Origin of the sequence: Dechloromonas sp. CZR5 (assembly GCF_008711155.1) — a bacterium.
In the GTDB taxonomy this organism is placed as follows: Bacteria; Pseudomonadota; Gammaproteobacteria; order Burkholderiales; family Rhodocyclaceae; genus Azonexus.
The window spans coordinates 65046-91155 of sequence record NZ_VUYQ01000010.1 but is presented as its reverse complement, the minus strand read 5'-3'; the positions used below and the strand labels follow the sequence as shown (position 1 = coordinate 91155).

The window sequence follows — 26110 nt, the reverse complement described above, 5'->3', positions numbered from 1 at the left end:
TCGGTCTTGTAGGCATGCATGTAATCGAAGTCCTTCATGAAGCCGATATCGGCTCCCGCAGCGAAGGCCTTTTCATTGCCGGTGATGACGATGCAGCCGATGGCTTCATCGGCTTCGTAACGGTCGATGGCGGCACCGATGCCGTCGACGACGTCGTTGTTCAGGGCGTTCATTGCTTCCGGCCGGTTGATGCGGATCAGGCCTACCTTGCCGATGACTTCGGTGAGGACGACTTGGGACATGGGGTTCTCCTTTGACTGGTATTTATACTGACGGACTACTGCTGTCGCACGGTAGGGTTTGTCCGGTTGGCGACAGTTGACGTTAACGTTAACCTGCTATGCTGTCATGCAAAATCGACAACACAAGGAGACAAGATGACCTACGCCAGCGAAGCGCAGCCGCTCTGGAAACCCAATCCCCAAACCGTCGGCGATACCCGCATGGCGGTTTTCATGCAGGCCACGGGACATGGGCGTTATGCCGACTTGTGGCAATGGTCGGTCGACCAGCCGGAAGCTTTCTGGTCCACGTTGTGGGATTTCTGTGGGGCGGTGGGCGACAAGGGTCGTACGGTGCTGGTCGATGGCGGCAAGATGCCGGGCGCCCGTTGGTTCCCCGAAGCGCGCCTGAATTACGCCGAAAACCTGCTGCAAAACCGTGATGCCGGCGAGGCGCTGGTTTTCTGGGGCGAGGACAAGGTCAAGCGGCGCCTGAGCCGGAGCGAACTCTATGCCGAAGTAGCCCGCTTCCAGCAATTCCTGATCGCGGCCGGGGTCGGCGAAGGCGACCGCGTCGCCGGCTATCTGCCCAACCTGCCGGAGACGCTGGTCGCCATGCTCGCTGCAACGTCGCTCGGCGCCATCTGGTCTTCCGCGTCGCCGGATTTTGGTGTGCAGGGTGTGCTCGACCGCTTCGGTCAGATCGAACCCAAGGTGCTGATCTGCGTCGATGGCTACTGGTACAACGGCAAGCCGGTCGATTGCCTGGCCAAGAATGCCGAAGTCGTCGCTCGCATGCCCTCGCTGCTCAAGACGGTAGTCGTCCCCTATCTGAATGCGCAGCCGGCGCTCGATGGCATTGCCGACGCCGTGAGCTGGAACGACCTGCCTCCCGCGAAGGAGGGCGCCGAGGTCGTCATCCGCCGCGTCGCCTTCGATCATCCGCTATTCATCATGTTCTCCAGCGGCACCACCGGTGTGCCCAAGTGCATCGTCCATTGCCACGGCGGCGCCCTGCTGCAGCACCTCAAGGAACACCAGTTGCACAGCGACGTGCGTCCGGGCGACCGGCTGTTCTATTTCACCACCTGCGGCTGGATGATGTGGAACTGGCTGGTCTCCGGCCTGGCCTGCGGGGCAACGCTGCTGCTTTACGATGGTTCGCCGTTCGCCGGGGGCGGCACGGTGCTGTTCGACTATGCGGCGGCCGAACGCATGACCCATTTCGGCACCTCGGCGAAATTCATCGACGCAGCTGCCAAGATGGGCCTGACGCCGGGCAAGACCCACAATCTCGGCGCCTTGCGTGCCATGTTCTCGACCGGCAGCCCGCTGTCGCCGGAAGGTTTCGACTGGGTCTATCGCGAAATCAAGCAGGACATCCTGCTTGCCTCGATTTCCGGCGGGACTGACATCATTTCCTGCTTCGTGCTCGGCAATCCGGTACTGCCGGTCTATCGTGGCGAAATCCAGTGTCGCGGCCTGGGCATGGCGGTCGATGTCCTCGACGACGACGGCAGCCCGGTGCGTTCGCAAAAAGGGGAGCTGGTTTGTACCAAGCCTTTCCCGGCCATGCCGGTCGGCTTCTGGAACGACGCGGACGGCGCGAAATACCATGCGGCGTATTTCGAGCGCTTCCCCAACATCTGGTGCCATGGCGATTTCTCGGAGCTCACGGCGCACAACGGCATGATCATCTACGGTCGTTCGGACGCCACGCTGAATCCGGGCGGCGTGCGCATCGGCACGGCGGAAATCTACCGCCAGGTCGAACAGCTGCCGGAAATCCTCGAATCGCTGGTCATCGGCCAGGCCTGGCCGCCGGGCAAGGAGGACGACGTGCGGGTGGTGCTCTTCGTTCGCCTGCAGGAAGGTTGTGTACTCGATACCGCGTTGATCGAGCGCATCAAGAAGCAGATCCGCGACAACACCACGCCGCGCCACGTGCCGGCCAAGGTCGTTCAGGTGCAGGACATTCCGCGCACCAAGTCGGGCAAGATCGTCGAACTGGCCGTGCGCAACGTGGTGCAGGCCCAGCCGGTGAAGAACGTCGAAGCCCTGGCCAACCCGGAAGCCCTGGCGTTCTTCCGCGGGCGGCCGGAACTGGCCGACTGATCAGGAGCGGCGGGCGAGCAGGGGGCCGACCAGCGGCACCCTGCGCACGATCTCCAGCGTATTGCCGGCAATCCAGCTCAGGGCGGCGGTAATGCGCCGGCTGGCTTCCGGACTTTCTATCCAGCGATAGAACAGGGTTGCGGCAGCGACGCTGGCCGCCAGCGACAGGCCAAGCCAGACCAGGGTGGACAGCGACGAGTCGTAGTCGGTCTGGGTGTACAGCGTATTAGCCAGCAGCAGGACCGGGAAGTGCACCAGAAAGACGGAGTACGAGATCTGGCCAAGAAAGGCCAGCGGACGAACATTCGGCCATTGCTCGAGCAGGCCGGTGCGGCGGCCGAAGCCGAGGAGCAGGGCGACGCCTAGCGCCAGGGCGATGCGCAGGCGGAAATCGATGACCAGCGCGGCAATCGCGACGGTCAGGATGACGCCGAGCCAGGCCGACATCTGCCGGCGGTCGGATGCCCACCAGGCAGCGGCGCCCAGGCCGTAGGAGCCGAAGAAGTAGATAGCCCAGTGATCCCAGCTGGGATTGCGGTTGAACCAGAACAGCGACGCGGTGGCGACGGTCAGCACCAGTGCCGGGGCGACGATGCGGACACGGCCCGACCAGAGCAGGATGGCCATCAGCGCGAACAGCTGGAAATCGATGGCGATGTACCAGACACCGGCCGACAGCGCATTGAAGCCGAGCAGGTCGTGCAGCAAGGTGGCGTGGGCCAGCCATTGCTGGAGGGTGGCGCGTGCCGGAATCGCATCGTCTTCCATCCAGCGGTCGGCGATGGCGGCGGCGATGATGGCCAGGCCGATGGCCGCAAGGTAGGGCACCGCCAGGCGCAGGTAACGCTTCCAGATCAGCGGCAGCGGCGATCCGGAGAGCGCCTGGCCGTGGGCCGACAGGCCGCGGGCAGCCAGAAAGCCGGCGATGACCAGGAAAACCTGAACGGCCATGCGCCCGTACTCGAAGAACCAGTTGAAAATCGCCGGGAAATAGTCGCGCGCTGCCTCGGCCAGCGGGCCGTAGGACGAAAAATGATTCATCAGGACGAGCATGGCTGCAACGGCCTTCAAGGCGTCGATCAGCGGCATGCGGTTGGCGTTTGGGCTCATGGCGGCGATATTATCTTAATTGTTGCGGTGCACAAAATCGTTTCGTGTTGATTTGTATGAACTTCATCACGCAAAACGCGCAACAAACGAATCGGTGTACCGGGCGGGCAGGTCGACCCAGACGCGATGACCGCTGCCGGGTGCGACGGGGACCGCTTGCCCATCCTTGTTTTCCATCCGCGTCAGGCGCGAGCGGAAGTTGCCGGCCGGGTGGACGCATTCCACTTCGTCGCCCAGCGCGAAGCGGTTCTTGACGGCAATTTCCATCAGGCCGCGCGCTTCGTCGAAGGCGACGGCATCGCCGACATACTGGCTGCGATCCGATTCCGAATGGCCGCGCAGATAATTCTGGTAGTCGGCATCGTGGTGACGCTGGTAGAAGCCGTCGGTGTAGCCACGATTGGCCAGGTTTTCCAGCTCGCCGAGCAAGGTGGCATCGAAGGGGCGGCCGGCGACGGCATCGTCGATGGCCTGACGGTAAGCCTGGCAGGTGCGGGCGACGTAGTAGGGGCTCTTGGTGCGGCCCTCGATCTTCAGCGAATCGACGCCGATCTCGGTGAGGCGGTGCACGTGTTCGATGGCGCGCAGGTCCTTCGAGTTCATGATGTAGGTGCCGTGCTCGTCTTCCTCGATCGGCATCAGTTCGCCCGGGCGCTGCTTTTCCTCGAGCAGGATTTCCGCGTCGCGATCCATGAACTGCACCGGTTGCTCGGCTGGCGTATGCACCTTGTAGTCCCAGCGGCAGGAGTTGGTGCAGGTGCCCTGGTTGGGGTCGCGGTGGTTAAAGTAGCCGGAGAGCAGGCAACGGCCGGAGTAGGCGATGCACAGGGCGCCATGGACGAAGACTTCGAGTTCGATGTCCGGGCATTGCTGGCGGATTTCGGCGACCTCGTCGAGCGATAGTTCGCGCGACAGGATGATGCGGGTGAGCCCCAGCTTCTTCCAGAAACGCACGGCTGCCCAGTTCACCGTATTCGACTGCACCGACAGATGGATGGGCTGCTCGGGCCAGGCTTCGCGGACCATGTCGATCAGGCCGGGGTCGGACATGATCAGGGCGTCCGGCTTCAGCGCGATGACCGGCGCCATGTCGGCCAGGTAGGTGGTCAGCTTGGCGTTGTGCGGGAAGATGTTGCTGACGACGAAAAACTGCTTGCCGCGGGCATGCGCTTCGGCAATTCCGTCGCCGAGTTTTTCCAGCGTGCCGAACTCGTTGTTGCGCACGCGCAGGCTGTAGCGCGGCTGGCCGGCATAGATCGCATCGGCGCCAAAATCGAAGGCCGTGCGCATCATGTCGAGCGAGCCGGCGGGGGCGAGCAGTTCGGGCGCCTTGCGCATAGTAGAATCCAGAAAAAACCGCGAATTGTAGAGCGTATGACCGAAGAAATCCTGATCAATTTCACGCCGCAGGAAACCCGCGTTGCCGTTATGCAACAAGGAGTTGTGCAGGAATTGCATATTGAGCGCACCGCCAGCCGCGGACTGGTCGGCAACGTCTATCTTGGCCGCATTGTCCGTATCTTGCCGGGCATGCAGTCGGCATTCGTCGAGATCGGCCTGGAACGCACCGCCTTCCTGCATGTCGCCGATATCTGGCAGCCGCGCGAGACGGCCACCGAGCGGCCGATCGAGCGCATTCTGGCCGAAGGGCAAAGCATTGTCGTGCAGGTGATCAAGGACCCGATCGGTACCAAGGGTGCCCGATTGTCCACGCAGATTTCCATTGCCGGACGCATGCTGGTCTATCTGCCGCAGGAAAAGCATATCGGCATCTCGCAGCGCATCGAGTCCGAGGCCGAGCGCGAGGCCTTGCGCGACAAGCTGACCCGGCTGATGCCGCCGGACGAGAAGGGCGGTTTCATCGTCCGGACCATGGCCGAAAACGCGAGCGAAGCCGAGTTCGCGACCGATATCGCGTACCTGAAGAAGACGTGGGCGGACATTCGCGACCGGGCCCGCATTTCTGCGCCGCCCTCGCTGCTTTATCAGGAGTTGTCGCTGGGGCAGCGCGTCCTGCGGGATTTCGTCAATCCCGAAACGACCCGCATTTTTATCGACTCGCGCGAAAACTTCCAGAAGCTGACGACTTTTGCGGAGGAATACACGCCGGCCGTGCTCTCGCTGCTGGAGCATTACACCGGGCAGCGTCCGCTGTTTGACCTGCACGGGGTCGAAGAGGAGATACAGAAGGCGCTGGCGCGTCGCGTCGATCTGAAATCGGGCGGCTACCTGATCATCGACCAGACCGAGGCGATGACCACCATCGACGTCAATACCGGCGGTTTCGTCGGCGTGCGCAATTTCGACGACACCATCTTCAAGACCAATCTCGAGGCCGCCGTCACCATCGCCCGCCAGCTCAGGCTGCGCAATCTCGGCGGCATCATCATCGTCGATTTCATCGACATGGAGAACGAGGAGCACAAGAAAGCCGTGCTCGACGAGTTCAACAAGGCGCTGGCCCGCGACCACACGCGATTGACGGTCAACGGGTTCACCGCGCTCGGTCTGGTCGAGATGACCCGCAAGCGTACCCGCGAGTCGCTGGCTCATGTGCTGTGCATGACCTGCCCGACCTGCGGCGGCCGTGGCGAAGTCAAGACGGCGCGCACGGTGGCCTACGAAATCCTGCGCGAACTGCTGCGCGAAGCGCGCCAGTTCAATGCCCGCGAATACCGTATCCTGGCCGGACCGGATGTCGTCGATCTCTTCCTCGACGAGGAGTCGCAGTCGCTGGCCATGCTCTCCGATTTCATCGGCAAGGCCGTTTCCTTGCAGTCGGAGCCGAGCTACTCCCCGGAACAATACGACATTGTTTTGATGTAGCGTAATTCATGTTCATCTGCATATACGGGACACCCTTGAGATGCACCAGTTTTCAATGGTTTCGCCTGAATCGTGTTAATCGCCGTTGATCTCCGTATAATCGAAATAGCTCTCTCATTGGTAGCTAGATGGGTAGCTAGACTGGCTAGCTACCCATCGTATTTCGGAGTGTGACGACGGTGGCCAAAATCCAATCCAACTTACTGACTGATATCCAGCTGCGGAAATGGGTTCGTGCAGGTTTGCCAGTGGCGAAGTCGGATGGCGCGGGACTCACGTTTACGCTGTCCGCAGCCGGTGCGGCAACATGGGTTTTGCGCTACCAACACGGAGGTCGTCGACAAGAGGTGACTCTTGGTCGCTATCCAGATGTGTCGTTGGCTGCTGCCCGCTTGAATGCGACCAAAAAGCGTCTGGCCCTTATTGATGGGGTGAATCCAGCGGACGAGGTACGAAAAACCAAAGCTCACAAAGATTGGACGGTTCGTGAACTGATTAAGGACTATCGAGAGCTAGTACTTACGAATCTTGCTGATAGCACTCAACGTAGCTACGGTAGAAATCTAAAGCGGATCGAAAATGGCATGGGCTCCATGTCCGTTCAATCGGTAGGCCCTGCTGATGTTGTTGCTCAGATTGAACGCGTCAAAACAGGTTGGGTGGAGCTTTTTACTCTTTGGTGTGTCCTTCTCGGCATTTTCAAGCATGCGACAGGGAAGAAGCTGATCTTTGCCAGTCCATGTGCAGGTATCCAACTTGAGGCGATCATTGGCAAACGGCCGGAGATTAAGAAGCGGCTAATGCTGAGTGCGGACGAGTTGGCCGTGCTGCTGAATGCACACATGAAACCGGACAATCTCCTGTCCGTGAAAATTTTGCTGGCAACAGGAGTTCGAATTTCCGAACTGTTTACTGCCTTGAGAGAGAACGTATTTATTACGGAAGCTCGCTGGCACATACCGCAGAGCAAGACAGGGCCGGCTATGGATATTCCTTTGGTGCCGTGTGTTATCGAATGGTTTAAGGAGTTGTTTGAGCTGGCCGGGAACTCGGTGTATGTCTTGCCGGCTCGTCTACGGACTCGGATTGAGCGATACGATGGAGATGCGCACGTATCGAAGGATGCGATTCGTGAGGCCATTGATTATTGGATTGAGAACCATACCCCAGCGATCCGTCGATTTACCCCGCATGATCTGCGCAGCACAATGAAAAGCCACATGCGAAAACTTGGCGTTAGCCGTGATATTTCGGAGATGTGTTTGAATCACAAGCTATCAGGTGTTGAAGGTATCTATGACCAGCACTCATATTACGAAGAGCGCCGCGCTGCCTTGACGGTTTGGTCTGAGTTTCTCTCTGGTTGTCAGCTCAAAAAAGCAGCAGCGCAGCGCTAAAGGATTCTTGATGATCATTTTGCGAGTATCGGAGTAACTACTTTCTAGGATTCGCAATGAATAATCGCGTTAACTCAGTGCCTGATGATTTTGATATCTCAATCTATGACGCATGTGCATCATGGGGGTTGAAAGATTGGGTTGCAGAACTCTCTGCGCGTTCGTTCATGAGCTATGTTTTCGCTAAAGAACGGGAAGGGCGGCTAACTGACGAACTGCGGAGCAGCTATGTTGAACAAGCAGAACTGTTACTGCAGATGCCATTGCGGAATCTTCGCCCTCTATCCGATATTTACCTGTCACCTCTCATGGATCAGTCGGCAGAAGAGTTTTTTAGAGGCCATCGTGTTCTTTCTGACCCCCGCTACCGGGCTTGGGTTCAACGTATGGAAGATACCGAAAAATATGGTGATCTTGTTGAGGACGGCGATCTGGAATTTGACGAAGAAATTTGCCGCAATGTCCACGAGTACCTTTCAAGTCCAGCTTGGAAAGTTCATCGCGATTCACTCGGTCAGGTTAAGAGGTTTTTCATTGGTGTCGATTTAAATGCATCAGATGACTATCTAGTGAAGCAATTCCGTTCTTGGATAGCTAAAACTCGTGCAGAGGCCAATATTGAACCTAAACAGTGGTTGTTTAGCGATAAAAGGTTCGAAAAGTGGCACAAAGAACGTTTGCTGCCCTACTTAGATTTGACTTTCTGGGCGATCATCAATCGGAAAAAAATCAAACCTGCAGATATGGAAGAAAGTTTTTTCAAGGGCAGGTATTTTGGTGTTCCTGGTGAGCATGTAACCAAAAAGGTAGCCAAAGAGGCCGTAAAACTCATAAGTGATGAGACTCTCTATGCATTAAATGTCGAATTGCGCACTTATGGGTGCGTAATGCCCGAAAAGTCGTAGTTTCTAGATTTTTTCAATCACATATCACCTTATTGAGAAGGTGATCGTCTGCCCAAAAACATGGCAGATTGGCCAGAATCAAGCAGCTGGCCTCAGTACCCAACTCCTCATTACGTTCGAATCAGCGAGTGCCAGAAATGGTGTTCGCTGATTTCGTTCGTCCTTTCCATCTACAGGAGTCAGACAATGAACATTCAATGCCCAAACTGTCACTCTGCACGTATCGCCACCCGCAATCGTGCCCGCAAGGCCGCCGGCCTCATCGGCACGGTTGGCGGCTGTGTTGGTGGTGCTACCGGTAGCCTTTCCGGAATCGAAATCGGCATGACCGTCGGCATCGTCGCCGGTCCTCCTGGCATGGTCTTCGGCGGTGTCCTCGGTGCACTCTTCGGCGCCGTGGTCGGCGGCACGGCCGGTGGCCTGTCCGCTGCCCGATTGGGCGAACTCGTCGACCGTCGCATCCTCGATAACTACCGCTGCCTTGCTTGCGGCCACTGTTTTAGCCTCACCGCACCCGAGTCGACCACCTACTGATCGGCTTGTTTGACCTCTGCCGCCTGAAATGGACGGCATCGCAGTTCTCGTCTTTCTCTCCCATTGATTCAGCGCTTCCCGTCTCAGCCGTTCCCCGGCGGAGCGGCTGCGCCCATTTATTCCCGAAAGGAAATCTCATGGCACACCTCGTTCAACAAATGGCCTATGTCGGCGCCGAACCGTGGCATGGCCTCGGCAATCGTCTTCCGGCCAAACAACCCATCGAAGTCTGGGTCAAATCCGCAGGCATGGACTGGACCATCCAGGAATCCCCGGTCCGTTTCATGGCAGACAGCATCGGCAGTCTCGGCACCATCCATTCCTTCGAAGATCAGAAGGTGCTCTACCGCTCCGATACCAAAGAAGCCCTGTCGGTCGTTTCGCAGCGCTATCAGATCGTTCAACCCAAGGAGGTGTTGGAGTTCTATCGCGATCTCACGACCGTTTCCGGCTACCAGCTGGAGACGGCTGGTGTATTGAAAGGCGGCAAGAAGTTCTGGGCACTGGCCAAGACCGGTCAATCCACTGCCTTGAAGGGAAACGACCAGGTTAATGGCTATCTCTTATTGGCCACCAGCTGCGACGGTACACTCGCCACCACGGCAACTCCGACCACCGTCCGCGTCGTCTGCAACAACACCTTGACCATTGCCGTGAATGGGGCCAGTCAGGCCATCAAGGTACCGCACAGCACCCGTTTCGATCCACAAGCCGTCAAACAGCAACTCGGAATTGCCGTCTCGCAATGGGATGGGTTCATGTACCGGATGAAGACACTGGCCGAACGCAAAGTGAAGTCGCACGAGGCTATGAACTACTTCCTGCGCGTGATGTGCGATGTCCAGCCAGGAGCTATCGATCCGGCTGGGCTCGCCAACGAACGTGCCTTGAAGCGGGTGCAAGCCCTCTACGACGGCCAAGGTAAGGGGGCTGAGTTGGAAGCAGCCAAGGGCACTGCTTGGGGGCTGCTCAATGCCGTCACCGAGTACGTCGACCACGAACGGCGTGCCCGTAGTACCGAGTACCGGATGGACTCCGCCTGGTTCGGCCAGGGGGCCGTCCTCAAACAACGCGCACTCGATACGGCCCTGCAACTCGTCGCCTGATCATCGGCGGAATCCGCGTTTCATCATTCATCCCTCGCACATGCCCAGTTCAGCTCTTTGGCTAACTGGGCATTTTGCATTCTGGAAGGAGTAGAACTATGCAACCACACGCCTTACCCAATGCCACCCCGCTCAAGCATCGTCCAGCACTCAAACTGGTCAAGACCAAGGACTTGCCTCGCGATGATTGGCTGACCGTCCGCAAACAAGGCATCGGCAGTTCGGATGCCGCAACAGCCGTTGGCTTGAACCCTTACAAGAGCCAACTCGAACTCTGGATGGAGAAGACCGGCCGTGATGGCAATCTTCCCAAGGTCGATCCCCACGATGAAGAGTCCCCAATGTACTGGGGGAACATCTTGGAGCCAATCGTGGCGGCCCACTACACCAAACGCACCGGCAATCGGGTACGGCGCATCAACGCCGTCTTGCAGCATCCAAATCCCGGCTTACCGTGGATGCTGGCCAACATCGACCGGGAAGTCACCGGATCGAGTGCAGTACAGATCCTCGAATGCAAGACCGCTGGCATCAACGGTGCAAAGCTCTGGAAGGACGGCGTACCTGAATACGTTCAACTCCAGGTCATGCACCAGCTCGCTGTCACCGGCAAGCAAGCGGCTGATGTCGCTGTTCTGCTCGGTGGTCAGCATTTGGAAATCCATCGGATCGAACGCGATGAGCGCTTGATTGACCGCTTGATCGAACTCGAACGGCACTTCTGGCACTACGTTGAGACCGATACGCCGCCACCGGCCGATGGCAGCGAATCCTCGGATCTGGCGCTACGTTGTCTCTATCCGGCAGACGATGGCCAGACCCTCGATTTCACCGAGGAACGCAACTTGTCAGCCACCTTCGCCGATTGGCTGTCGGTTCGGCAAAGCATTGCCGAGGCCGAGAAGCTGGAAGCACAACTCAAGCAAAGCCTGCAGCAAGCCATGGGTAGTGCCACGAGAGCGAATTTCGAAACCGGCAGCGTCACCTGGAAGAAAGCCAAGGACAGTGTCGTGCTCGATGTCACCAGCCTTCTCAAGGATCACCCCGAGTTCCAGCAACGCTATGCACTGACCAAGCCAGGCAGCCGTCGTTTTCTGGTTGCTTGATTTCTTTGTGCACCCATCACCACTCAATCAGCCTTCCCGACCTGCCACCCCAGCGGTGCAGGCGGAAGGCATTTTTTACAGGAGTCACCGATATGTTGAAAGGTCTCGCCATTACACCGCCCGTACTGGGACGAATCTCCATCGGCAAGGTGGTGGAGAAGAACGGCAAGCGTTTGCCGGAGAAGGATGATCAATTCACCATCACCAGCCAGGTTCAGAGCAAGGATGGCTGGTTGCCGCATCCCGTCGATGAAACTTTGCGCAAGGAACAGGGCGGCAAGATTCGCAATATCCCGATCCGCCTGTTGTTCAACGATCCTGAACTCAATTTCCGGGCCGAGTACAGCCTGTTCGATCGGACAACTGGCCGGCCACTCTGCGTTGGTAATGGCGAAAGCTGCAAGCGGCAAACGGAAGAAGGCATCAAGTCGTTTCTGTGCCCGTCACCGGATAGCTGTTCACTTGCAAAGGGCGGTTGCAAACCCTATGGTCGCTTGAATGTCGCGCTGGGTGATGACGATCCGCTAGGGAGCTTCGTTTTCCGGACGACCGGCTTCAACAGTATCCGGACACTGAGTGCGCGACTGCAGTATTTCCAGGCGATCTCGGGAGACAAGCTGTCCTGTTTGGCACTGGAATTGCGCTTGCGTGGCAAGTCAACCCGGCAGAGTTTGGGGACGCCGATCTACTACGTGGATATCACCCCTCGGTCAGGGTTGTCGACTGAGGAGATGCTGTTGCAGGCCAAGCAACTGGATGAGGCACGTCGGCAGGCTGGGTTTGATCAGGATGCTCTGGATCAGGCGGCCAAGCAAGGGCTGGGGAATGGGGCGTTTGAGGATGGGGAGGAAGATGGCAGTGCTGTGGTGGAGGAGTTTTTCTCAACATCACCGGAGACCGACTCGCTACCAACATCACCTGTTCCTGCAACGCCACAGCACGTCACGCTGGGTCAGAAACTAGAGGCTAAAGCTCAGGAGGTGTTGGGGTAGGCAGGAGTTGCTTCGCAGCTTCAAGGAGTGACGCCCGCTGATTTGCTTCCAGTTGTCCCCAAGCGGCAATCAATTCCGCAAGCTCGTCCTCTGGTGCGAAAAAGAACGGAATAGGGAAGCCAGTTGCGGTTGCCAGATGCTCGACCGTCAGCAAGTCGGGTAGGTGCTTGCCCTTTTCATACTGATTCATGCGCGGACTCGCACTGAACTGATCAATTCCAGCCTTGATCCCCAGTGCTTTTTGCGAGAGGCCGCTTTTTTGACGGGCCTCTCGCAAACGTCGTGCAAAATACATCGAGTGATTCATGAATCCCAAGGTCCAGATCGGACCTAAGAGACTCTTAGTTTCTCAATTGACACGATACTAAGGAATACTTAGCATCGCCTTGCCTATGTCAGCAGCGTAAGTGCTCTATCACGTTTGCTCATCGTGGAAAAAATTAAAGGAACATGGATGAACAACCCATCACCTCTCGAAACCCTTGCAAGTTACGCCATCACCTTCGTTACCGGAGCGGTTGCTGTTATCGCAGTCTCGGCCTACGGCAAGTGGATGAGGCACCTGGGTCGCACGGCTAGTCCGGCAGCTACTCGGTAATCCACTACAGGCGACTCCTTTCGCTCTTATTTCAAGGAACAAGTATGACAACTGACCTCAAGAGATTTACAACGGAAGAGCTAAGCAACGAAACGCTCGATGAGCTGATTTCGATGAACGACTCGTTTCAAGTGGTTGCTGTCTATGATCAGGGATCGGTAATCGAGAAAATTGAAGGCAGAATCGAACGAACGGGAAAGAAGTGCCGCGTTTTTACGGAGTATCGATCGGCAACCATGGCAGGTGCATTTCTGTCTCCGACCTTCCTGCTGGGTGCCGGTGCGGCAGTAGGTATCGCAGCTCACAACCTCGCGACGTTTAACCCTGACTATGAAATCGGGAAAAACAAGCTGGCCGGCACAGTTACCGTCAAATATGTGAAGTGATGCAGTTTGGTATCGGGGATATCTAGCCGATAGCAAATTACACAACTAATTCTTAAGGGAGAGAAATGAAAAAACGTATGTCCTGCGCCCTCCTGGCGCTCGCCTGCCTGCCGCTGTCCGGTCTGGCGCAAACCTACATCGGCTTCGGCGCCGGCAAGGCCGACTACAGCGATTTTACCCTGCGCGACATGGAATGGGATTCCCTCAATGTCACGCAGCAAAAAGACAAACCCACCGCTTTCGGCCTCTACGTCGGTGAACGACTCAACGACTACCTGGCTGTTGAACTGGGTTACATGAACCTGGGGGCTCGCAAGATCAGTGGCTATGTGACCAGTGGTGGCAACACGGCCAGCCTGGATGGCAAAACCCGTCTCGAAGGTCTGGGCCTTTCCGTCCTCGGCAGCTATCGCATCGGCGGCTTCGCGCCCTATGTCCGCCTTGGCCTGATGTATGGTCATCAAGACCGGAAGGTGAACAAGAACGATCCAGGCTTGCTGTTTTCGAATCCGAACAACGAATCCAGTACGACGGATGTGATCCGGCCAATCTACGGTCTCGGCCTTGAATACGAATTTACCGAAGCCGTGGCTGTTCGCCTCGACCATACGGTGATTCACCACGCCAGCATCGATACCATTAACAATATCGACAACGGTAATATTCGTCGAGATGCGTCGATCACCACCTTGGGCTTGCGCTACAGCTTCGGCGACAAGCCGAACCAAACCCCGTGGGGTGACAGCAAATGGTCGATGGGCTTGGCGGGTGGCTGGTCAAAAACTTCGGCTCGCCTGAGTGGCGGTGGCTATAACGGCAACGTCTGGGATCTGCAGACGCATACCGTCAATGCCCAAGTAGCCGGTGGTATGTCGGACGACAAGACCGATACGGCCTATCGTCTGTCACTCTTCCGGAACGAGGGGAGGATCGAGTACGAGGTGTATCTGGCCACCTTGGGTGAGTTCCAGTCGCGTAGTGCCAACGACGGCATCACTGGTGGTGGGAATGCGCTCACCGGCGCCACGACCCGAACCGCCAATGCTTTGGGGGCCAACATCGGCTATCGCTTCGAACCGATTAAATCCCTGACCATCCAGCCGAAACTCGGTCTGGCGGCGGTGCACACGCGGGATGAAATCTACAACAACCTGGATTTCGCCGGGGTGGGTGGTTCGGCGCACGGGCCGGTGGTCAGGAAGACCGTTCTGTCACCGACGGCGGGTCTCGTTATCGGGTACCAACTGACCAAGTCGATTGAGGCTCGTTTGGGATATGAGCATTACTTCCTGTCCGGCAGCGATACGGCGCTGGGCAAGGGGAATGTCGGTACCGTTTTGGCTGGGGTACGGATCGGCCTTTAGGACGATCAAGGTACAGCAAAGAGAGGAAGGGGCTGCGGCCCCTTCGTTCTTTGTAAGCCTCTTTTTTTGGTTGTTTTTTTTAGTATGGTGATGTCCGCCTGGACTATGGTGGTGAAGGGTAGAGATTCGGCCTTAACTGCCGTTCAGCCATCGCCAGATGAGCGACAGGTGTAGTGGGGTCAGCGGACTTTCAGGCCAGCACTGCGGGGCAGCTCAGCTTTCCTGGCTAGCGAACGCGAACTCCCGACCCAATCTTCGCGGATCTCTTACTTGAGTGGTCGTTAGCAACCATCCGGCTCAAATACAGCACAAATCGCAGCAGAAAACCGTTTCCAAGGATATGCCCATAACACTTCTGGTCGTCTATAACCCCTAACCACGAATCATGATCAGCAGCATCTTGAACCCGCCCACGGGATTTACCGCGTGCGGGATATTGGCCGGCAGCAGCAAGCTGTCGCCCTCTCCCAGCGTATGCTTGACGCCGCCCACCGGAATTTCAGCACGGCCTTCAACACCAATGACCAAGGCATCGTAAGGGGCCGTATGCTCGCTAAGACCCTCATTGCCGTCAAAGGCAAACAGGGTAACGTTGCCAACTGGATTCTTGATCAGCATCCGGCTGACAACTGCCTTTTCCTGATACTGAAGCATCTGTTTCAGGTTGCGTACTTCAGGGACTGCATTTTCCGTACTCATCGCTATTATCTCCTTGGAGTAGGCAGACATTACGCATGGCTGCTAACCTCGGATAATCATTCATATGCTTTCATGATGAGCGATTGGAAAATGCCTCCAATCGCTCATCTGAAGTGGCACCGTAGAATCGCCCGCCTTGGTTTCCTCAATGCGGTCCGACAGTGCGTTCTGTCCTAAAGCCGTCGCAATTCTCAGTGCTCGATCGGCCGGAATCCTGCATCGTCGAAATACTTGCCGTAGTTATCGAGGGCGCCAATAACCTTGACTGCGCCGTTCACGCGTTTGACCTCTTTCACCTTGCCGGCCATCTGCTCGGCACCAGCCAGCAGGTCTGCAACAATGATGTGCAGTTGGGCATCGGCGGCTGGCGGCAGCTTACAACTGGCGACGATCTGACCAACCGCGCCTTCCACCTGTTTCGCCAGCCCATCGTAGGACTTGGCCGACATCTTGTTTTCATGGATTGCATGCAGCGAGGACGCCATCGACTGACGAATTTCCCCCATGGCTGTGCGTAGCGGCGCATCGGTTTCCCATTTCTTGCCGGCGTTGAGTTGCAGGCTGGCCGACACCGGGCTGTGGCCATGATGGTGTGCATCGCGCGCGGCCAAAGATGGGCTGGCGGCAGCAAGGGAAAGAACAGTCAGCGCGGCAAGGATATAGGGTTTCATGAGCATGATTCTCCAGATGAAGGAAGGTTGAGGCGAGCAAGCGTGAGCTGCTCACATCCATTCAACGTTCGGGGAGCGCAAATGTTCCCGTCAATCGCGGTGAAGGTGCTCGACGCCTGAGGGGCCTGCCGGCTGAGCAAGCAGTAATGCAGCGAGCCGTTCGCGTTGTGCCGCATCAAGTAACGCGCGCTCCCTCAGCAGTTGCTCGATCACCCGTTTTTGCTGAATCTCCTGCAGCGCCGCAATAGCGATGCGTTCGGCATCAATCTGGGCAAGATCGGGGGACTCGGCAAAAATGGCGCGGATCATCCGGCTGCGGTGCGCCTCGATTGCCGTCGTACCGTCGGCGAGCTGGACAAGAAAGTTTCGCTCTGCCTCGTGCCAGTGACGGGTCTGCGTGACATCGAGCCCGAGGTAGCGCGGCAACCCCGGAAAGGCATCGGTATTCAATCCCCGGTAAGCGGCTGCACCAAGCACCCCGACGTTGATCAGCACAGAAAAAGCGAGCAAGGTTCGTAGCAGTCGGGGCTTCATTTGACCACTCCGGTCTTGTTGGAATATTCGGCGTAGCAGCTATCCAGACCGAGGCAGAGTCCGCCTGGCGGGATCGAATCGAATACGCTCATGGCCGCCGTCTCTCGCGGCAGGGCGGCGCCACCACCGAATAGAACCCCACCCATGGCGATGCCCAGCGCGATTGAAACCGTGGCCCCGATTCCAGCAGGCAGCAGGCCAAGCCAGCCTGGCCCAGGTGTCCGCCGGGACGACCGGGCAGGTGCAGGAAGCTGCCCCGCGATGACACTGGCGAGATCGAAGCCAAGGCTTTCTTTGGGTAACAGGGCGACGTCAGCAGACAAGACGGCAAAGTCGGCGAGGCGCTTTGCGCAAAGCGGGCATGCAGCGATGTGCGCAGCAATGCGGAGGCGACTGGGAGCCGGAAGCTCTGCATCATGATAGGCCGACAGGTCGATGTCAGTAGCGTGGACTTCATGTGGATCAGTCATCAGGACTCTCCCCGGCGTAGTGACGGAAATTGGTAAGGGCTGCAGCACGTGCTCGGGCAAGGCGTGACTTGACCGTTCCTTCGTTGATACCGAGTATCAGGGCGAGCTCCGCGTAGCTCATGTCCTCCAGTTCGCGGAGCAGGAGGATTTCGCGCTGATCGACCGGGAGCGAATCAACGGCGCGCTGAAGCAAGCCAATGTGCTGCCGGTCGGAAAATTGTTTCTCCGGAGATGGTGCGTAATCTTCCACCATGTCGTGGGCGGGATCGGCGTCGACCGATACGAATTCAATACGCAGCCGGTGCCGCAGCAGGTCGAGCGCCGCGTTGCGTGCTATTTGGAACAGCCAGGTAGTGAAGCGCGCCTCAGGACGCCAATCCGGTAGCGCCCGCCAAGCCTTCAGGAAGGAATCCTGGGTCACGTCCATTGCCTCGTCACGCGTACCAAGCATGCGCAACAGGAAACCGAACATGCGGTCCTGGTGGCGGCGCACCAGACCTGCGAACGCGCGCCGGTCGCCAGCTCGGGCTGATAAGGCCTGCGCCATGTCTGCATCGTCTATTCCGGTTTTGTCGTCCATCCCCGTTTTTTCCTCGTCGCTCCAATGACGAAATTCGCATTGAGTCGCTTATGAAACGCCCGGCGGAAATAAATGTTCCATGCTTTTCCATTACGGTCATCGAGCATTAGCTGAGGAGAATCAGTAACAGACAGTAGCCGGCCACGAGCAGACTTTCGCCGCCCATACCTTCGCTCTACCGTTGGTAGTGGTGGTCGAACTGCTGCTTGCCGTCTTTGGCGTATTCAAATGCAGATAAATGGAAATACATCCCAGATCCGCTGGCAGACTTACCTTTGTCTATCCAATGCTTCGTCTGCCATGGATAACGGATCATCGATTGGCTCGAGATGTGTCATGACGTGCGCGTGCGGAAATTGTCTGCAAAGTGACGCTTCAATCTCCTCAGAAAAATCATGGGCTCTTTTTACTAACCAATCGCCAGGTACTAACACGTGCAAACTGATAAATACTCGCCTTCCGGCTTGGCGGGTCCGTAGCGCGTGAAAGCAAACCCCTTCTGTATCAAAGGTGGAGAGAACTTGTTCTATCTGAGCGATTTCCGACTTTGGTAGTGCAACATCCATCAAGCCAGACGCAGAACGTCGCATAAGTTGCCAGCCCGTCCATACAATGTTGGCCGCAACCAAAAGGGCAATAACCGGGTCCAGCCAGTTCAGCCCTGTGAGCCAAACCAACGTCACTCCGGCTATTACGCCAACAGAGGTCCAAACATCGGTCATGAGGTGATGCGCATCCGCCTCCAGAGTGATCGACTTATGCTCGGTACCCGCTCGAAGCAATACTCTTGCAACGCCAAAGTTTATGATCGATGCAAGCACCGAAACCAAAAGGCCAATACCGACCGCTTCCAGTGGCTGTGGATGTATTAGACGCTCGACTGCTGTGTAGCCGATGCTCGCCGCTGCAACGACAATTAGAAATCCTTCAAAGGCACTCGAATAATATTCGGCCTTATCATGACCATGTGGGTGTTCCGCATCCGCTGGCATGATCGCAATGGAGAGCATCCATAGCGCCATCAAGGCACCTGCCAAATTAACGAACGACTCAATCGCATCCGACAATAGACCGACGGAGCCGGTCAGCCACCATGCAACCCCTTTGAGCAGAATGGTCGCAACCGCAGCCGCAATCGATATGAAGGCGTATCGGCGCAGGTCAATCGGGCCTCTGCTAGTCATCTTCACGGCGATTTCCTCCCGGCATTCGGATGTCGTGCTCATCCGCACTTCGATGGCATTCAACGCAGTTTTTATAATCTCGAATACCTTCTTCAATGTGCTCTCGGCGAATCTTTTCAGGGGTGTGTTCGTGGCAACCGTAACAGGTGTATTGGCTGTAGTCGTTTCGTACATGGCACGTCACACACTGAACACTGTGGTCGCGGTCAAGTACGAAGAATTTGTCGTGATTGAACGTGGCCGGTGTCCACCTTTCCTGGCTGTGGCATTGAGCGCAATTACCGGTAATCTGCTTGTGTAAAGAATCAGCCGGCGGTCTATGGCATTCTTGACACTGCTCACGGGTTGCGGCCTGCAAGAGCGCATGGCTGAAGTGTCCATGTATCTTGAAGCGCTTCACGCCAGCATGATCGCTATGACACGCCACACAATCTTGTTTCGTCAGCTTTTGATGAAATGCCGTTGAGGTCAAAGGCTTCTGAATGGGTTGCCCTTTGGTATCTAGCCGACCGATATCATCTGACTTGTGACAGGTTGTACAGCGCTCCGAAGAGGCTCCTCGAAGTCCTGCATGGCAGGCAAAGCAATCAGTCTCTAATTGCCGATGTCCAACGATGAGCTTTCCGGGGCTAACCATCAAATGTGGATAGGCGAACGTTAGGACTACCAAGACAAGCAGGTTGGTAGCGATCACCCATTTGACAATGCGATTCATTGCCAGCCCCAGAATAGAAATACGCTAATGATGTGACCAAGACTCAGCACGGCGAAAACGATAAAAATCGGGATATGAACTTTGCGCCACTGAGTCATTGCATCAAAAGTCACTGAATCCCAAAAAACTGCTTGCTCGACTTCAGGTCGAGATAGACCGCGCAATTGGTAGCTGTCACGTTGTGACTGAACGTGTTCGCGGGAGCGTTGCAGCAGCATCTTGCCGACCAACCCGCTAATGACATTGATACCCATGGCCACAGTGGCCAGCCAAGGAAGAATGGCGTTGAAGTGAATGCCTGCATGAATCAGAACTAGCAATGACCCAAGCCAGGCAGCCAGTTCATGCATATTCAGATAGCTCTTCGGATTCCCCGTCTTGATGTATTTCCGCTTACGTAGTGAATACATCAGGGATCCGATGATAAGTATCGTTCCAGGAATGCCCAAGTATCGTCCGACCCACACCAGATTCAATCGGTGCAAGAGGTAATCTCCGGCAAGCGTCAAAACACCAAGGAGCAACACCAGGAAAGCAAAGGGCAGGATGTGCTCTCGCCAAAGGGTGGAGGGAAAAATTGGCATCAGGCCTCCAGAACGACGTCAGTGACAGGGATGCATACGCAGAGCAGACAGTTACCAGGCTCTGAATCGAAGTCAGGCGAATGTGAAAACTTCACCTCTCCACTTTGAATTCGCGTTTCGCAGCTACCACAGCCACCAGCACGACACCCCGACTCAACTTTTACCCCGTTGCTTTCTGCAAACTCCAGTAGGCTGTTGGACGTGCCGTCCCAAATGAACTGTTTGTTAGATTTGGCGAAGGTCACCATCACAGTTTCGGTACAGCTCTCGGAAACCTTCGGCTCGATGGATGATTTGCGTTTTATCGACGCAGGTCCGAATGCTTCAAAATGAATTCGTGAGTCCGGAACTCCCCAGTCTTCAAGGGCATCGACCAAGCTTTCCATCATCGGCGTCGGACCGCATATATAGAAATCGAACGGTTTCAGCGGTAACTCTGTCCTTAACAGCGCGACATCAATACGACCCCTATGGTGAAAATCGCGCGCCATCATGTCACCCGGTAGCGGCGCGCTAAAGCAGATGTGCAGCTTGAAATTCGGGTGTTGGGCTGCGAGCGCCAGAAGATGCGCCTTCATAATCACTTCAGCGCTATTTCGCACGCCGTAAAACAGCCAAACTTCACGTTCAGGCTGGTGATTCACGATCCAGTTGAGCATGCTCAACATCGGTGTGATACCGATTCCTCCGCCAATCAGTACAACTGGAGAGGCTTCGTGGTTGAGATAAAAATGTCCTGATGGAGCCCGAACTGACAATGATGTGCCTACGTGTACATGGTCGTGGAAAAAATTGGATGAGCGGCCAGGAGGTAGGGAGGTGCCGTTAGGCGTTGGGACGCGCTTTATCGAAACCCTGTAAGTATCATGAGCAGGCGAATCCGAGAGGGAGTAGCAACGGATGAGTTCTTCCGCCGTGCCTCCTGGAGTCGGGATGGCCAGTTTGAAGGTAAGAAACTGTCCTGGCTTGAATACGGGAAGTGACTGCCGATCCTCTGGACGTAGATAGAAGGAGCAAATGGCTCCGTTACCATCTTCAAGGGTTTTCTGAATAACCTTGAAAGTCCTGAATCCTTTCCAGCCCTCGGAAGCAGTGTCAGTCTGCAAACTATCGGACAGAGTTGCAGGACTCTTGCCATTGGCCTGATCCTGCAACGATATATAGCGCTGCCAGTGGCGCCAGAAGACAATGCCCAGCCAAAGTGCCAGCTGAACAACAATGCCCAAGGCTATCCACAGGAGGAGCATGGCTGAGGTCATATTGCTCTCTATTGGTTCAATGGCAACATGCCAAATTGATTGGCCAGTCTAGCGTAGTGACCTTAGCTGAGTCTTAAGGAAGAAGAGTTAGACCAAGTTCAGGCAAAAACACACATAGCCAAACCATGAAGAGGGAAATATTCCCACAAATAAATTGACTGTATTCAATTAGACGGCCCCTCTATGCATAATTTGCTGTTCTACCGGCTGAGACAACAGACCATTTAGCCGAACGATGCCGCTAAGAATTTGAGTGGCTTTCAGGGGGCCTTAAGCTTCAGCAAGTACATTGGGCAGGAACAGAAAACAATTCCTCTCTGCTATCGCCAATGCACAAAACAAAATTTCTCGTCAAACGATCGCGCCACGAACGGCGAGTTAAGGACCTTGGACCTCCGGAAGAGGGCGAGCGCAGAGTAACCCCAGAGCGGCGGCATCCAGTGGTCGAGTTCGTAGAGTTTGACGACCACATAGAGATTGGAAAAGTGGTCGAAGGGATTGGTCCTAAAGACTGACAATCGAGGCGTTCAATATAAGCCGACAGACAGAGACGTGGGGCCGTACGGTACAAGCCTTTGTCTGATTCTGAACTGTCGCTATGTGGCGACATGAAGTATCGCGTCGTAACAGACACATCCCGGTTTCAGGCGTTTATTTGTCGCTAAGAAACGACATATCCGTGATTTTTCGCCATCACAGATTTTTCTAACCAACTGATTTTTCGTCAGTTCACGGGCTTGGCATCTGTTTTGCGTTGAATTATGGGCGGTTACAGCTTTTTGGCGTTATCGCCGCAAAAATGCTTCTCAAGTGTCCGAAAGAAATGAAGATGGATAAATCAATGATCAAAGGGGTCGTCATCGGTTCGATCGCGATGGTGGCGATCAGTGCCAGTGGTGTGACCGGCTACAAGATGCTGAATCAACCAAAATCGGCCGAAGTCTTGGCTGTCGAGGAAATCAAGGAAAAGATTAAGACTCCGCATAAGGATTGCCAGGATATCCAGGTTCAGAGGCGAGCCCCAGTTCAGGATGAGCACCGAATTGCCGGCACCGTGATTGGCGGCATTCTCGGAGGTGTGGTCGGCAACCAGATCGGGCGGGGTAAGGGTAATACTCTGGCGACGGTGGCTGGCGCAGCAGCTGGCGGCTATGCGGGCAATACCGTGCAGAAGGGCATGCAGGACCGGGATACGGTCTCGGCAATTGAGCATCGCTGCCGAACTGTCTATGAGACCTCCGACAAACTGGTTGGTTACGATGTGACCTATCGTCTTGACGGAAAGGAAGGCCGGGTTCGCCTAGATCACGCCCCGGGCAAGACGATTCCCACCAAGGATGGACAACTGCTTCTTGAATCTCCTACAGCAGCAAATTAGCTGAAAACGCCGTTTCCATTGCTTTACACAATATTCTGAAGAATATGGCTGGCCTGATTGAAACAAGCAAATCACCAAATGGTCTGCCATCGCCTATGGACCCGAATACTAGTGTTGGTTTCGGGCAAAGGTGAGATTGGCCTAATGCTTGATGTGATGTCACACCCGACGAATCGCCGAATCGGATCGACCTGAATGGCTCGATCCGATTCTCAAGAACCTTTGGCTTTTCTGTTAAATCGTACTCTAGTTTAAGCAATACCAGCAGGTAGTAGTTTTAGGCGTCAGGATCCAAAGCGCTTGTTGTTGGGATTAAGTTGGTTCGCATGGTTGTTCAGCGCATGACGATGGGCGTCATTATTGGGGTTGAGGCTATTGCTGCGGTCATTATTGCTATTGAGCAACAATTGTTCGTTTAGGTAATAACCATGGGAGCCAAGGCCCAAATTGACACGCACATCGACAATGTTGACACCGGAATAAGGCCTATCCAGCAAGTAAAGGTAGTTCCAGATGTCATCTTTGTCACCGATGTCGATATCCACGTTAGCGCGTTTGGCCGTAACAAAGGGATCCAGTTCGCAAAGACAACGAGCGCCAGGACGGGATTCATCACAATGGCTGCGTAGTAATACCGGCTCAACCCTACCCAACATGTCGCAAAGTTCCTCTACCGTTTTGCATTGGTGCAGTCTAGGGCTACCGCCGGCTACCCAATGGCTTCGCCGGCGATGCGACGTAGGCATGAGACGCGTTTTGTGGATGCTGGCCAGCATGGTGACTTGCTTCCAGCTAAGGTAGCCAGCTTGTTGAGCGACAGCCTCCAAGGATGCGGCGAGTGGTAAGCCGGTAGTGCCGCGGTGTTGCTTGGCCTGCCGCTTAAGCTTTTCTAACGCGGTGGCACTGATGGTGTTGGTTTGCATACGTTCTCCATGTCGTAACGCGGAAAAGCAGTGCCCATTGCCGCTACCCGCAAAACCATGGGGAAGACGATTGCAAAACAAAAAAATGTCGTTCCGGCGAACCAGATGAGCCTAGATGGGCAGCTCGCATCGACTTGTGCGATGGGCAAATTATACCGAGCAATGGTGTGCAGGCAAGAATTGCCATACAACATGGCGCAGAAAAATACCTACATACTCATTTGGCAGCGTTCCTTCGCTCTTAGCCGGGGAGAAATTCGACATAGCACCAGAAAGCACTCACTCACCGGAACCACGGATCTGGCTACACCGCTCCACGCTACTAACGACGTTTCCATTGAGCACCATCAGTTGCCGAGTGGCAGCTAATCATCACATTGCTGTCTGATCCTTAGCGCTGAAGCAAGGTCGGCTTTGGCCGATATTCGGACTGTCAAATGAACAAGGAGGGCAGCCAATGCCCCCCTGTTTAGCACGGAAATCAGTGGCAGATCACTGGTTCAATACTTGGACTCTCCCACGGTGCCAATGAAGCTCGCCAATCTGTCAACGAAACCGTCTGCGTCTTCTCGTAGGCAGCAATTGCCTCTTCTACCGAAAGTCCTCCGTAAATAATCGAGAGGATCGGCACTGCGCTGTCGTCAATCGCCTTACAAATACGATTGAACGCTGTCTCAATCTCCGTTTCCTGCAACTCAGTATCTGTCAGCTCGATCTGTACCATCGTCCAGAGCGCATTGTCTGAAGGATCGAGCTCCAGTTGTGGCAAACGGCGAACCATTGCAGCATCCAGGAACTGCGTAATCTCCGACAACTTGGCGGCTGGTGTCGCAATCCCGTTTGATGCGCTCAGAAAGAACGAGTCAAATACACGGTCGTAGTTAATCGTTACCCAGCAATTGCTCTGCGCCAAGCTCTGATAGTTCATCAGGATTGGGTTTTCGCAACTTGATGAAAGAATCGTTGGCGAACCAAAGCGGAGTACCCATTGATAGATCTTGCTGTAGGCAGCTTTTGGGTTGTGGCGATTGGCGATCGGGGAAAAAGGTGTATTCATGTCGGTCTCCAAAGTCAAAGGTGGTGTGTTCTTCAAAGCATGTGGCCTGGCTGTAAAGAATCACCAGATGAATGATGTTTCCGTTGGATGGAGACCTTTTCTCCCTGGATCATGACTTGCCGACGACGTCCTCGTGTTTCAACGGCACGAGGCTGGTGTTGCCCCTTCGTCAGTGCTCTGGTTCCTGGTGGTACGTCATCACCCAAGGCCTGAGAATGCTTCGTCAGGTAGATCAACGCAGAAATCAAGTGCCAGCGCTTCAACTCATCCGAGTGCTGCACCATGCCGATGCCGTCATACCGATATCCTGCAGTTCGTGCCTTGTGGTTACAGTTGAAGTACCAAATCTTGGTCTGCTCATCTGCCGGAGTACGCGACGAATTGACGATTCGGTTCTGCCAGTAGTCGATGATTTGCTTAGCCAGTTCGACGTCATTCTTGACCTTCTGCCCATCGAACAGAATGAAACAGTGGAAGTGATAGCCTCGTCCGTTGCCTCCGTTCTCGGTGGTTGAGCTCGTACCCCGTTCACGTCCGATCACGTAGCCGATGCTGTGCTTAAAACAGGCCTGCCACTGCCGATAGTTGATGAAACGCTGAATGTCACCATGGGCACGTTCAAAGCTGATCTTGTCTGCTTCATCGGCCAGATAGCCAAGATCGACACGCACCACCAGTATCTTCGAGTAATCCATGAACAGATCATCGAAGTAGGAAACGACGCTCTTCAATTCGTTGAGATCGTAGTCTTCAGCAAAGTTCAGGTAGTTCTTGGAACGCTTATCGCGTTGAGCACGCTTACGAATCAATTCCAACAGGGTATTGAACAGCTCAGCACCGTTCATATCCTTTCTGTCAGCAGCAGGACGATGGTAATCACCTGCCTTACCAAACGGATTGTAATACAGCTTCAACTCGATGCAGCAGTCACGGAACAGACCGACAAACCCTGCAGGATCACTAGCTTCAGGAATGCGTGCCATGAAGTTGTTAATCAGGGGATAGAACCGCTTACCTAGGGAAAGCGGCTCAATACGCTTATCTCCATTCTTTTTTATGAAGATTTGAAAGCCAGGAGATTCCTTGTTCAAAACCAGACGAACAAACTCATGAATATCCCAGAGAGGTTCACGGATTGATTGATAGGCAGATACGGAAGGCTGCTTGGTTACAGTTGGTAATGACTCCATGTTATGAGTGTCGATGGCACTCATGATGGGATTGATCGGATCGGCAGGAGTAGGGATAGGTTGATTGTTAATTGTCATGGTAAATATATAAATAAGTATTGATTAATTAATCTAATAGGAAACGCGTGCCTAAATACGAGGTGATCGAAACAAGCGGGAAGCAATCGATGGTCAAGATCGATCTTCCCGTTATGCTGATTGTTTTT

The 26110-nt window shown here is 55.3% G+C and carries 28 protein-coding genes and 1 pseudogene; 13 read left to right on the top strand and 16 right to left on the bottom strand.

Annotated elements, in window-relative coordinates; genetic code table 11:
• Window positions 1-242: enoyl-CoA hydratase-related protein (locus tag F1002_RS19030; protein WP_191090472.1), on the bottom strand; the 242-nt coding region annotated here is incomplete at its 3' end.
• A 135-nt stretch (window positions 243-377) separates the two neighbouring features.
• Between F1002_RS19030 and F1002_RS19025 the strand changes: the two genes are divergently transcribed.
• Window positions 378-2336 (top strand): acetoacetate--CoA ligase, encoded by a 1959-nt coding sequence (locus tag F1002_RS19025; RefSeq protein ID WP_150430622.1) that lies wholly within the window; start codon window positions 378-380, stop codon window positions 2334-2336.
• Here the strand turns inward: F1002_RS19025 and F1002_RS19020 are convergent, their stop codons facing one another.
• Window positions 2337-3446: an acyltransferase gene (locus F1002_RS19020; protein ID WP_150430621.1), complete on the bottom strand. Its 1110-nt coding sequence runs from the start codon at window positions 3444-3446 to the stop codon at window positions 2337-2339. It lies immediately after the preceding gene.
• Window positions 3447-3512: 66 nt separating this feature from the next.
• Window positions 3513-4784 carry a tRNA 5-hydroxyuridine modification protein YegQ gene (gene yegQ / locus F1002_RS19015; protein ID WP_150430620.1) on the bottom strand — a complete coding sequence of 424 codons (1272 nt, stop codon included), beginning with the start codon at window positions 4782-4784 and terminating at the stop codon, window positions 3513-3515.
• A 36-nt stretch (window positions 4785-4820) separates the two neighbouring features.
• On the opposite strand from yegQ, the gene rng reads away from it, so the two are divergent.
• The 9 genes and pseudogenes from rng to F1002_RS18980 all read left to right on the top strand — a co-directional run bounded on the left by rng (window position 4821) and on the right by F1002_RS18980 (window position 12312).
• Window positions 4821-6272: a ribonuclease G gene (rng, locus tag F1002_RS19010; protein WP_150430619.1), complete on the top strand. Its 1452-nt coding sequence runs from the start codon at window positions 4821-4823 to the stop codon at window positions 6270-6272.
• 170 nt (window positions 6273-6442) lie between these two features.
• A pseudogene (locus tag F1002_RS21545) lies at window positions 6443-6718 on the top strand (Arm DNA-binding domain-containing protein); the annotation flags it as partial.
• A complete protein-coding gene (locus tag F1002_RS21540) occupies window positions 6708-6767 on the top strand; it encodes a lasso RiPP family leader peptide-containing protein (RefSeq protein ID WP_223879686.1) in 60 nt (19 codons plus the stop codon). The pseudogene F1002_RS21545 and the gene F1002_RS21540, both read left to right, overlap by 11 nt.
• Window positions 6768-6856: 89 nt before the next feature.
• The gene (locus F1002_RS21405) at window positions 6857-7669 is read left to right on the top strand and encodes a tyrosine-type recombinase/integrase (RefSeq protein ID WP_370452200.1); all 813 of its coding nucleotides are present in this window, start codon (window positions 6857-6859) and stop codon (window positions 7667-7669) included.
• A 56-nt stretch (window positions 7670-7725) separates the two neighbouring features.
• Complete coding sequence (locus F1002_RS19000) at window positions 7726-8574, top strand: DUF6387 family protein (RefSeq protein WP_150430617.1); 849 nt, start codon at window positions 7726-7728, stop codon at window positions 8572-8574.
• Between the two features lie 186 nt (window positions 8575-8760).
• Window positions 8761-9108 (top strand): hypothetical protein, encoded by a 348-nt coding sequence (locus F1002_RS18995; RefSeq protein ID WP_150430616.1) that lies wholly within the window; start codon window positions 8761-8763, stop codon window positions 9106-9108.
• 137 nt (window positions 9109-9245) lie between these two features.
• Window positions 9246-10214 (top strand): DUF932 domain-containing protein, encoded by a 969-nt coding sequence (locus F1002_RS18990; RefSeq protein ID WP_150430615.1) that lies wholly within the window; start codon window positions 9246-9248, stop codon window positions 10212-10214.
• Window positions 10215-10312: 98 nt separating this feature from the next.
• Entirely contained in the window at window positions 10313-11320 is a 1008-nt protein-coding gene (locus F1002_RS18985; RefSeq protein ID WP_150430614.1) for a YqaJ viral recombinase family protein, read from the top strand.
• 92 nt (window positions 11321-11412) lie between these two features.
• Window positions 11413-12312 (top strand): hydrolase or metal-binding protein, encoded by a 900-nt coding sequence (locus tag F1002_RS18980; RefSeq protein ID WP_150430613.1) that lies wholly within the window; start codon window positions 11413-11415, stop codon window positions 12310-12312.
• Here the strand turns inward: F1002_RS18980 and F1002_RS18975 are convergent.
• Window positions 12287-12619 (bottom strand): helix-turn-helix domain-containing protein, encoded by a 333-nt coding sequence (locus F1002_RS18975; RefSeq protein ID WP_150430612.1) that lies wholly within the window; start codon window positions 12617-12619, stop codon window positions 12287-12289. The two genes, F1002_RS18980 and F1002_RS18975, sit on opposite strands and share 26 nt — an antisense overlap.
• Before the next feature lie 335 nt (window positions 12620-12954).
• Here F1002_RS18975 and F1002_RS18970 point away from each other — a divergent pair, with 335 nt between their 5' ends.
• Window positions 12955-13296 (top strand): hypothetical protein, encoded by a 342-nt coding sequence (locus F1002_RS18970; protein ID WP_150430611.1) that lies wholly within the window; start codon window positions 12955-12957, stop codon window positions 13294-13296.
• A 65-nt stretch (window positions 13297-13361) separates the two neighbouring features.
• Entirely contained in the window at window positions 13362-14660 is a 1299-nt protein-coding gene (locus F1002_RS18965; RefSeq protein ID WP_150430610.1) for an outer membrane beta-barrel protein, read from the top strand.
• Between the two features lie 372 nt (window positions 14661-15032).
• Here F1002_RS18965 and F1002_RS18960 read toward each other — a convergent pair whose 3' ends face one another.
• The 9 genes from F1002_RS18960 to F1002_RS18920 form a co-directional block, all read right to left on the bottom strand.
• Window positions 15033-15359: a cupin domain-containing protein gene (locus tag F1002_RS18960; protein WP_150430609.1), complete on the bottom strand. Its 327-nt coding sequence runs from the start codon at window positions 15357-15359 to the stop codon at window positions 15033-15035.
• A 191-nt stretch (window positions 15360-15550) separates the two neighbouring features.
• Complete coding sequence (locus tag F1002_RS18955) at window positions 15551-16030, bottom strand: hypothetical protein (RefSeq protein ID WP_223879682.1); 480 nt, start codon at window positions 16028-16030, stop codon at window positions 15551-15553.
• 90 nt (window positions 16031-16120) lie between these two features.
• Window positions 16121-16564 carry a periplasmic heavy metal sensor gene (locus tag F1002_RS18950; protein ID WP_150430607.1) on the bottom strand — a complete coding sequence of 148 codons (444 nt, stop codon included), beginning with the start codon at window positions 16562-16564 and terminating at the stop codon, window positions 16121-16123.
• Window positions 16561-17034: an anti-sigma factor gene (locus F1002_RS18945; RefSeq protein ID WP_150430606.1), complete on the bottom strand. Its 474-nt coding sequence runs from the start codon at window positions 17032-17034 to the stop codon at window positions 16561-16563. The genes F1002_RS18950 and F1002_RS18945 overlap by 4 nt, the downstream gene beginning before the upstream one ends.
• Window positions 17027-17614, bottom strand: coding sequence for an RNA polymerase sigma factor (locus F1002_RS18940; protein WP_223879681.1), 588 nt, complete (start codon window positions 17612-17614; stop codon window positions 17027-17029). Before F1002_RS18940 ends, F1002_RS18945 begins: the two co-directional genes overlap by 8 nt.
• 269 nt (window positions 17615-17883) lie before the next feature.
• Complete coding sequence (locus F1002_RS18935; RefSeq protein WP_370452199.1) at window positions 17884-18804, bottom strand: cation diffusion facilitator family transporter; 921 nt, start codon at window positions 18802-18804, stop codon at window positions 17884-17886.
• Window positions 18791-19435 carry a cytochrome c3 family protein gene (locus tag F1002_RS21535; RefSeq protein WP_223879684.1) on the bottom strand — a complete coding sequence of 215 codons (645 nt, stop codon included), beginning with the start codon at window positions 19433-19435 and terminating at the stop codon, window positions 18791-18793. Before F1002_RS21535 ends, F1002_RS18935 begins: the two co-directional genes overlap by 14 nt.
• A gap of 74 nt (window positions 19436-19509) precedes the next feature.
• On the bottom strand, window positions 19510-20097 hold the full coding sequence (locus F1002_RS18925) for a hypothetical protein (RefSeq protein WP_150430604.1): 588 nt from the start codon (window positions 20095-20097) through the stop codon (window positions 19510-19512).
• On the bottom strand, window positions 20097-21356 hold the full coding sequence (locus tag F1002_RS18920; RefSeq protein WP_150430603.1) for a 2Fe-2S iron-sulfur cluster-binding protein: 1260 nt from the start codon (window positions 21354-21356) through the stop codon (window positions 20097-20099). Before F1002_RS18920 ends, F1002_RS18925 begins: the two co-directional genes overlap by 1 nt.
• A gap of 829 nt (window positions 21357-22185) precedes the next feature.
• On the opposite strand from F1002_RS18920, the gene F1002_RS18915 reads away from it, so the two are divergent.
• On the top strand, window positions 22186-22734 hold the full coding sequence (locus F1002_RS18915) for a glycine zipper 2TM domain-containing protein (protein ID WP_150430602.1): 549 nt from the start codon (window positions 22186-22188) through the stop codon (window positions 22732-22734).
• Window positions 22735-23018: 284 nt separating this feature from the next.
• On the opposite strand, the gene F1002_RS18910 is transcribed toward F1002_RS18915, so the two are convergent.
• From F1002_RS18910 to F1002_RS18900, 3 genes are all read right to left on the bottom strand, one after another.
• Complete coding sequence (locus tag F1002_RS18910; RefSeq protein ID WP_150430601.1) at window positions 23019-23657, bottom strand: hypothetical protein; 639 nt, start codon at window positions 23655-23657, stop codon at window positions 23019-23021.
• 481 nt (window positions 23658-24138) lie between these two features.
• Window positions 24139-24714 (bottom strand): hypothetical protein, encoded by a 576-nt coding sequence (locus tag F1002_RS18905; RefSeq protein WP_150430600.1) that lies wholly within the window; start codon window positions 24712-24714, stop codon window positions 24139-24141.
• Between the two features lie 32 nt (window positions 24715-24746).
• Window positions 24747-25928 carry an inovirus-type Gp2 protein gene (locus tag F1002_RS18900; RefSeq protein WP_191090471.1) on the bottom strand — a complete coding sequence of 394 codons (1182 nt, stop codon included), beginning with the start codon at window positions 25926-25928 and terminating at the stop codon, window positions 24747-24749.
• Window positions 25929-26110 lie beyond the last annotated feature (182 nt).

What these genes read in the sequence shown, in the direction of transcription:
- F1002_RS19025 (WP_150430622.1), top strand. Translation starts at nt 378, where the DNA reads ATGACCTACGCCAGCGAAGCGCAGCCGCTCTGGAAACCCAATCCCCAA.
- F1002_RS19020 (WP_150430621.1), bottom strand. Translation starts at nt 3,446, where the DNA reads ATGAGCCCAAACGCCAACCGCATGCCGCTGATCGACGCCTTGAAGGCC.
- yegQ (WP_150430620.1), bottom strand. Translation starts at nt 4,784, where the DNA reads ATGCGCAAGGCGCCCGAACTGCTCGCCCCCGCCGGCTCGCTCGACATG.
- rng (WP_150430619.1), top strand. Translation starts at nt 4,821, where the DNA reads ATGACCGAAGAAATCCTGATCAATTTCACGCCGCAGGAAACCCGCGTT.
- F1002_RS21405 (WP_370452200.1), top strand. Translation starts at nt 6,857, where the DNA reads ATGGGCTCCATGTCCGTTCAATCGGTAGGCCCTGCTGATGTTGTTGCT.
- F1002_RS19000 (WP_150430617.1), top strand. Translation starts at nt 7,726, where the DNA reads ATGAATAATCGCGTTAACTCAGTGCCTGATGATTTTGATATCTCAATC.
- F1002_RS18995 (WP_150430616.1), top strand. Translation starts at nt 8,761, where the DNA reads ATGAACATTCAATGCCCAAACTGTCACTCTGCACGTATCGCCACCCGC.
- F1002_RS18990 (WP_150430615.1), top strand. Translation starts at nt 9,246, where the DNA reads ATGGCACACCTCGTTCAACAAATGGCCTATGTCGGCGCCGAACCGTGG.
- F1002_RS18985 (WP_150430614.1), top strand. Translation starts at nt 10,313, where the DNA reads ATGCAACCACACGCCTTACCCAATGCCACCCCGCTCAAGCATCGTCCA.
- F1002_RS18980 (WP_150430613.1), top strand. Translation starts at nt 11,413, where the DNA reads ATGTTGAAAGGTCTCGCCATTACACCGCCCGTACTGGGACGAATCTCC.
- F1002_RS18975 (WP_150430612.1), bottom strand. Translation starts at nt 12,619, where the DNA reads ATGAATCACTCGATGTATTTTGCACGACGTTTGCGAGAGGCCCGTCAA.
- F1002_RS18970 (WP_150430611.1), top strand. Translation starts at nt 12,955, where the DNA reads ATGACAACTGACCTCAAGAGATTTACAACGGAAGAGCTAAGCAACGAA.
- F1002_RS18965 (WP_150430610.1), top strand. Translation starts at nt 13,362, where the DNA reads ATGAAAAAACGTATGTCCTGCGCCCTCCTGGCGCTCGCCTGCCTGCCG.
- F1002_RS18960 (WP_150430609.1), bottom strand. Translation starts at nt 15,359, where the DNA reads ATGAGTACGGAAAATGCAGTCCCTGAAGTACGCAACCTGAAACAGATG.
- F1002_RS18955 (WP_223879682.1), bottom strand. Translation starts at nt 16,030, where the DNA reads ATGAAACCCTATATCCTTGCCGCGCTGACTGTTCTTTCCCTTGCTGCC.
- F1002_RS18950 (WP_150430607.1), bottom strand. Translation starts at nt 16,564, where the DNA reads ATGAAGCCCCGACTGCTACGAACCTTGCTCGCTTTTTCTGTGCTGATC.
- F1002_RS18945 (WP_150430606.1), bottom strand. Translation starts at nt 17,034, where the DNA reads ATGACTGATCCACATGAAGTCCACGCTACTGACATCGACCTGTCGGCC.
- F1002_RS18940 (WP_223879681.1), bottom strand. Translation starts at nt 17,614, where the DNA reads ATGGACGACAAAACCGGAATAGACGATGCAGACATGGCGCAGGCCTTA.
- F1002_RS21535 (WP_223879684.1), bottom strand. Translation starts at nt 19,435, where the DNA reads ATGGTTAGCCCCGGAAAGCTCATCGTTGGACATCGGCAATTAGAGACT.
- F1002_RS18925 (WP_150430604.1), bottom strand. Translation starts at nt 20,097, where the DNA reads ATGCCAATTTTTCCCTCCACCCTTTGGCGAGAGCACATCCTGCCCTTT.
- F1002_RS18920 (WP_150430603.1), bottom strand. Translation starts at nt 21,356, where the DNA reads ATGACCTCAGCCATGCTCCTCCTGTGGATAGCCTTGGGCATTGTTGTT.
- F1002_RS18915 (WP_150430602.1), top strand. Translation starts at nt 22,186, where the DNA reads ATGGATAAATCAATGATCAAAGGGGTCGTCATCGGTTCGATCGCGATG.
- F1002_RS18910 (WP_150430601.1), bottom strand. Translation starts at nt 23,657, where the DNA reads ATGCAAACCAACACCATCAGTGCCACCGCGTTAGAAAAGCTTAAGCGG.
- F1002_RS18905 (WP_150430600.1), bottom strand. Translation starts at nt 24,714, where the DNA reads ATGAATACACCTTTTTCCCCGATCGCCAATCGCCACAACCCAAAAGCT.
- F1002_RS18900 (WP_191090471.1), bottom strand. Translation starts at nt 25,928, where the DNA reads ATGAGTGCCATCGACACTCATAACATGGAGTCATTACCAACTGTAACC.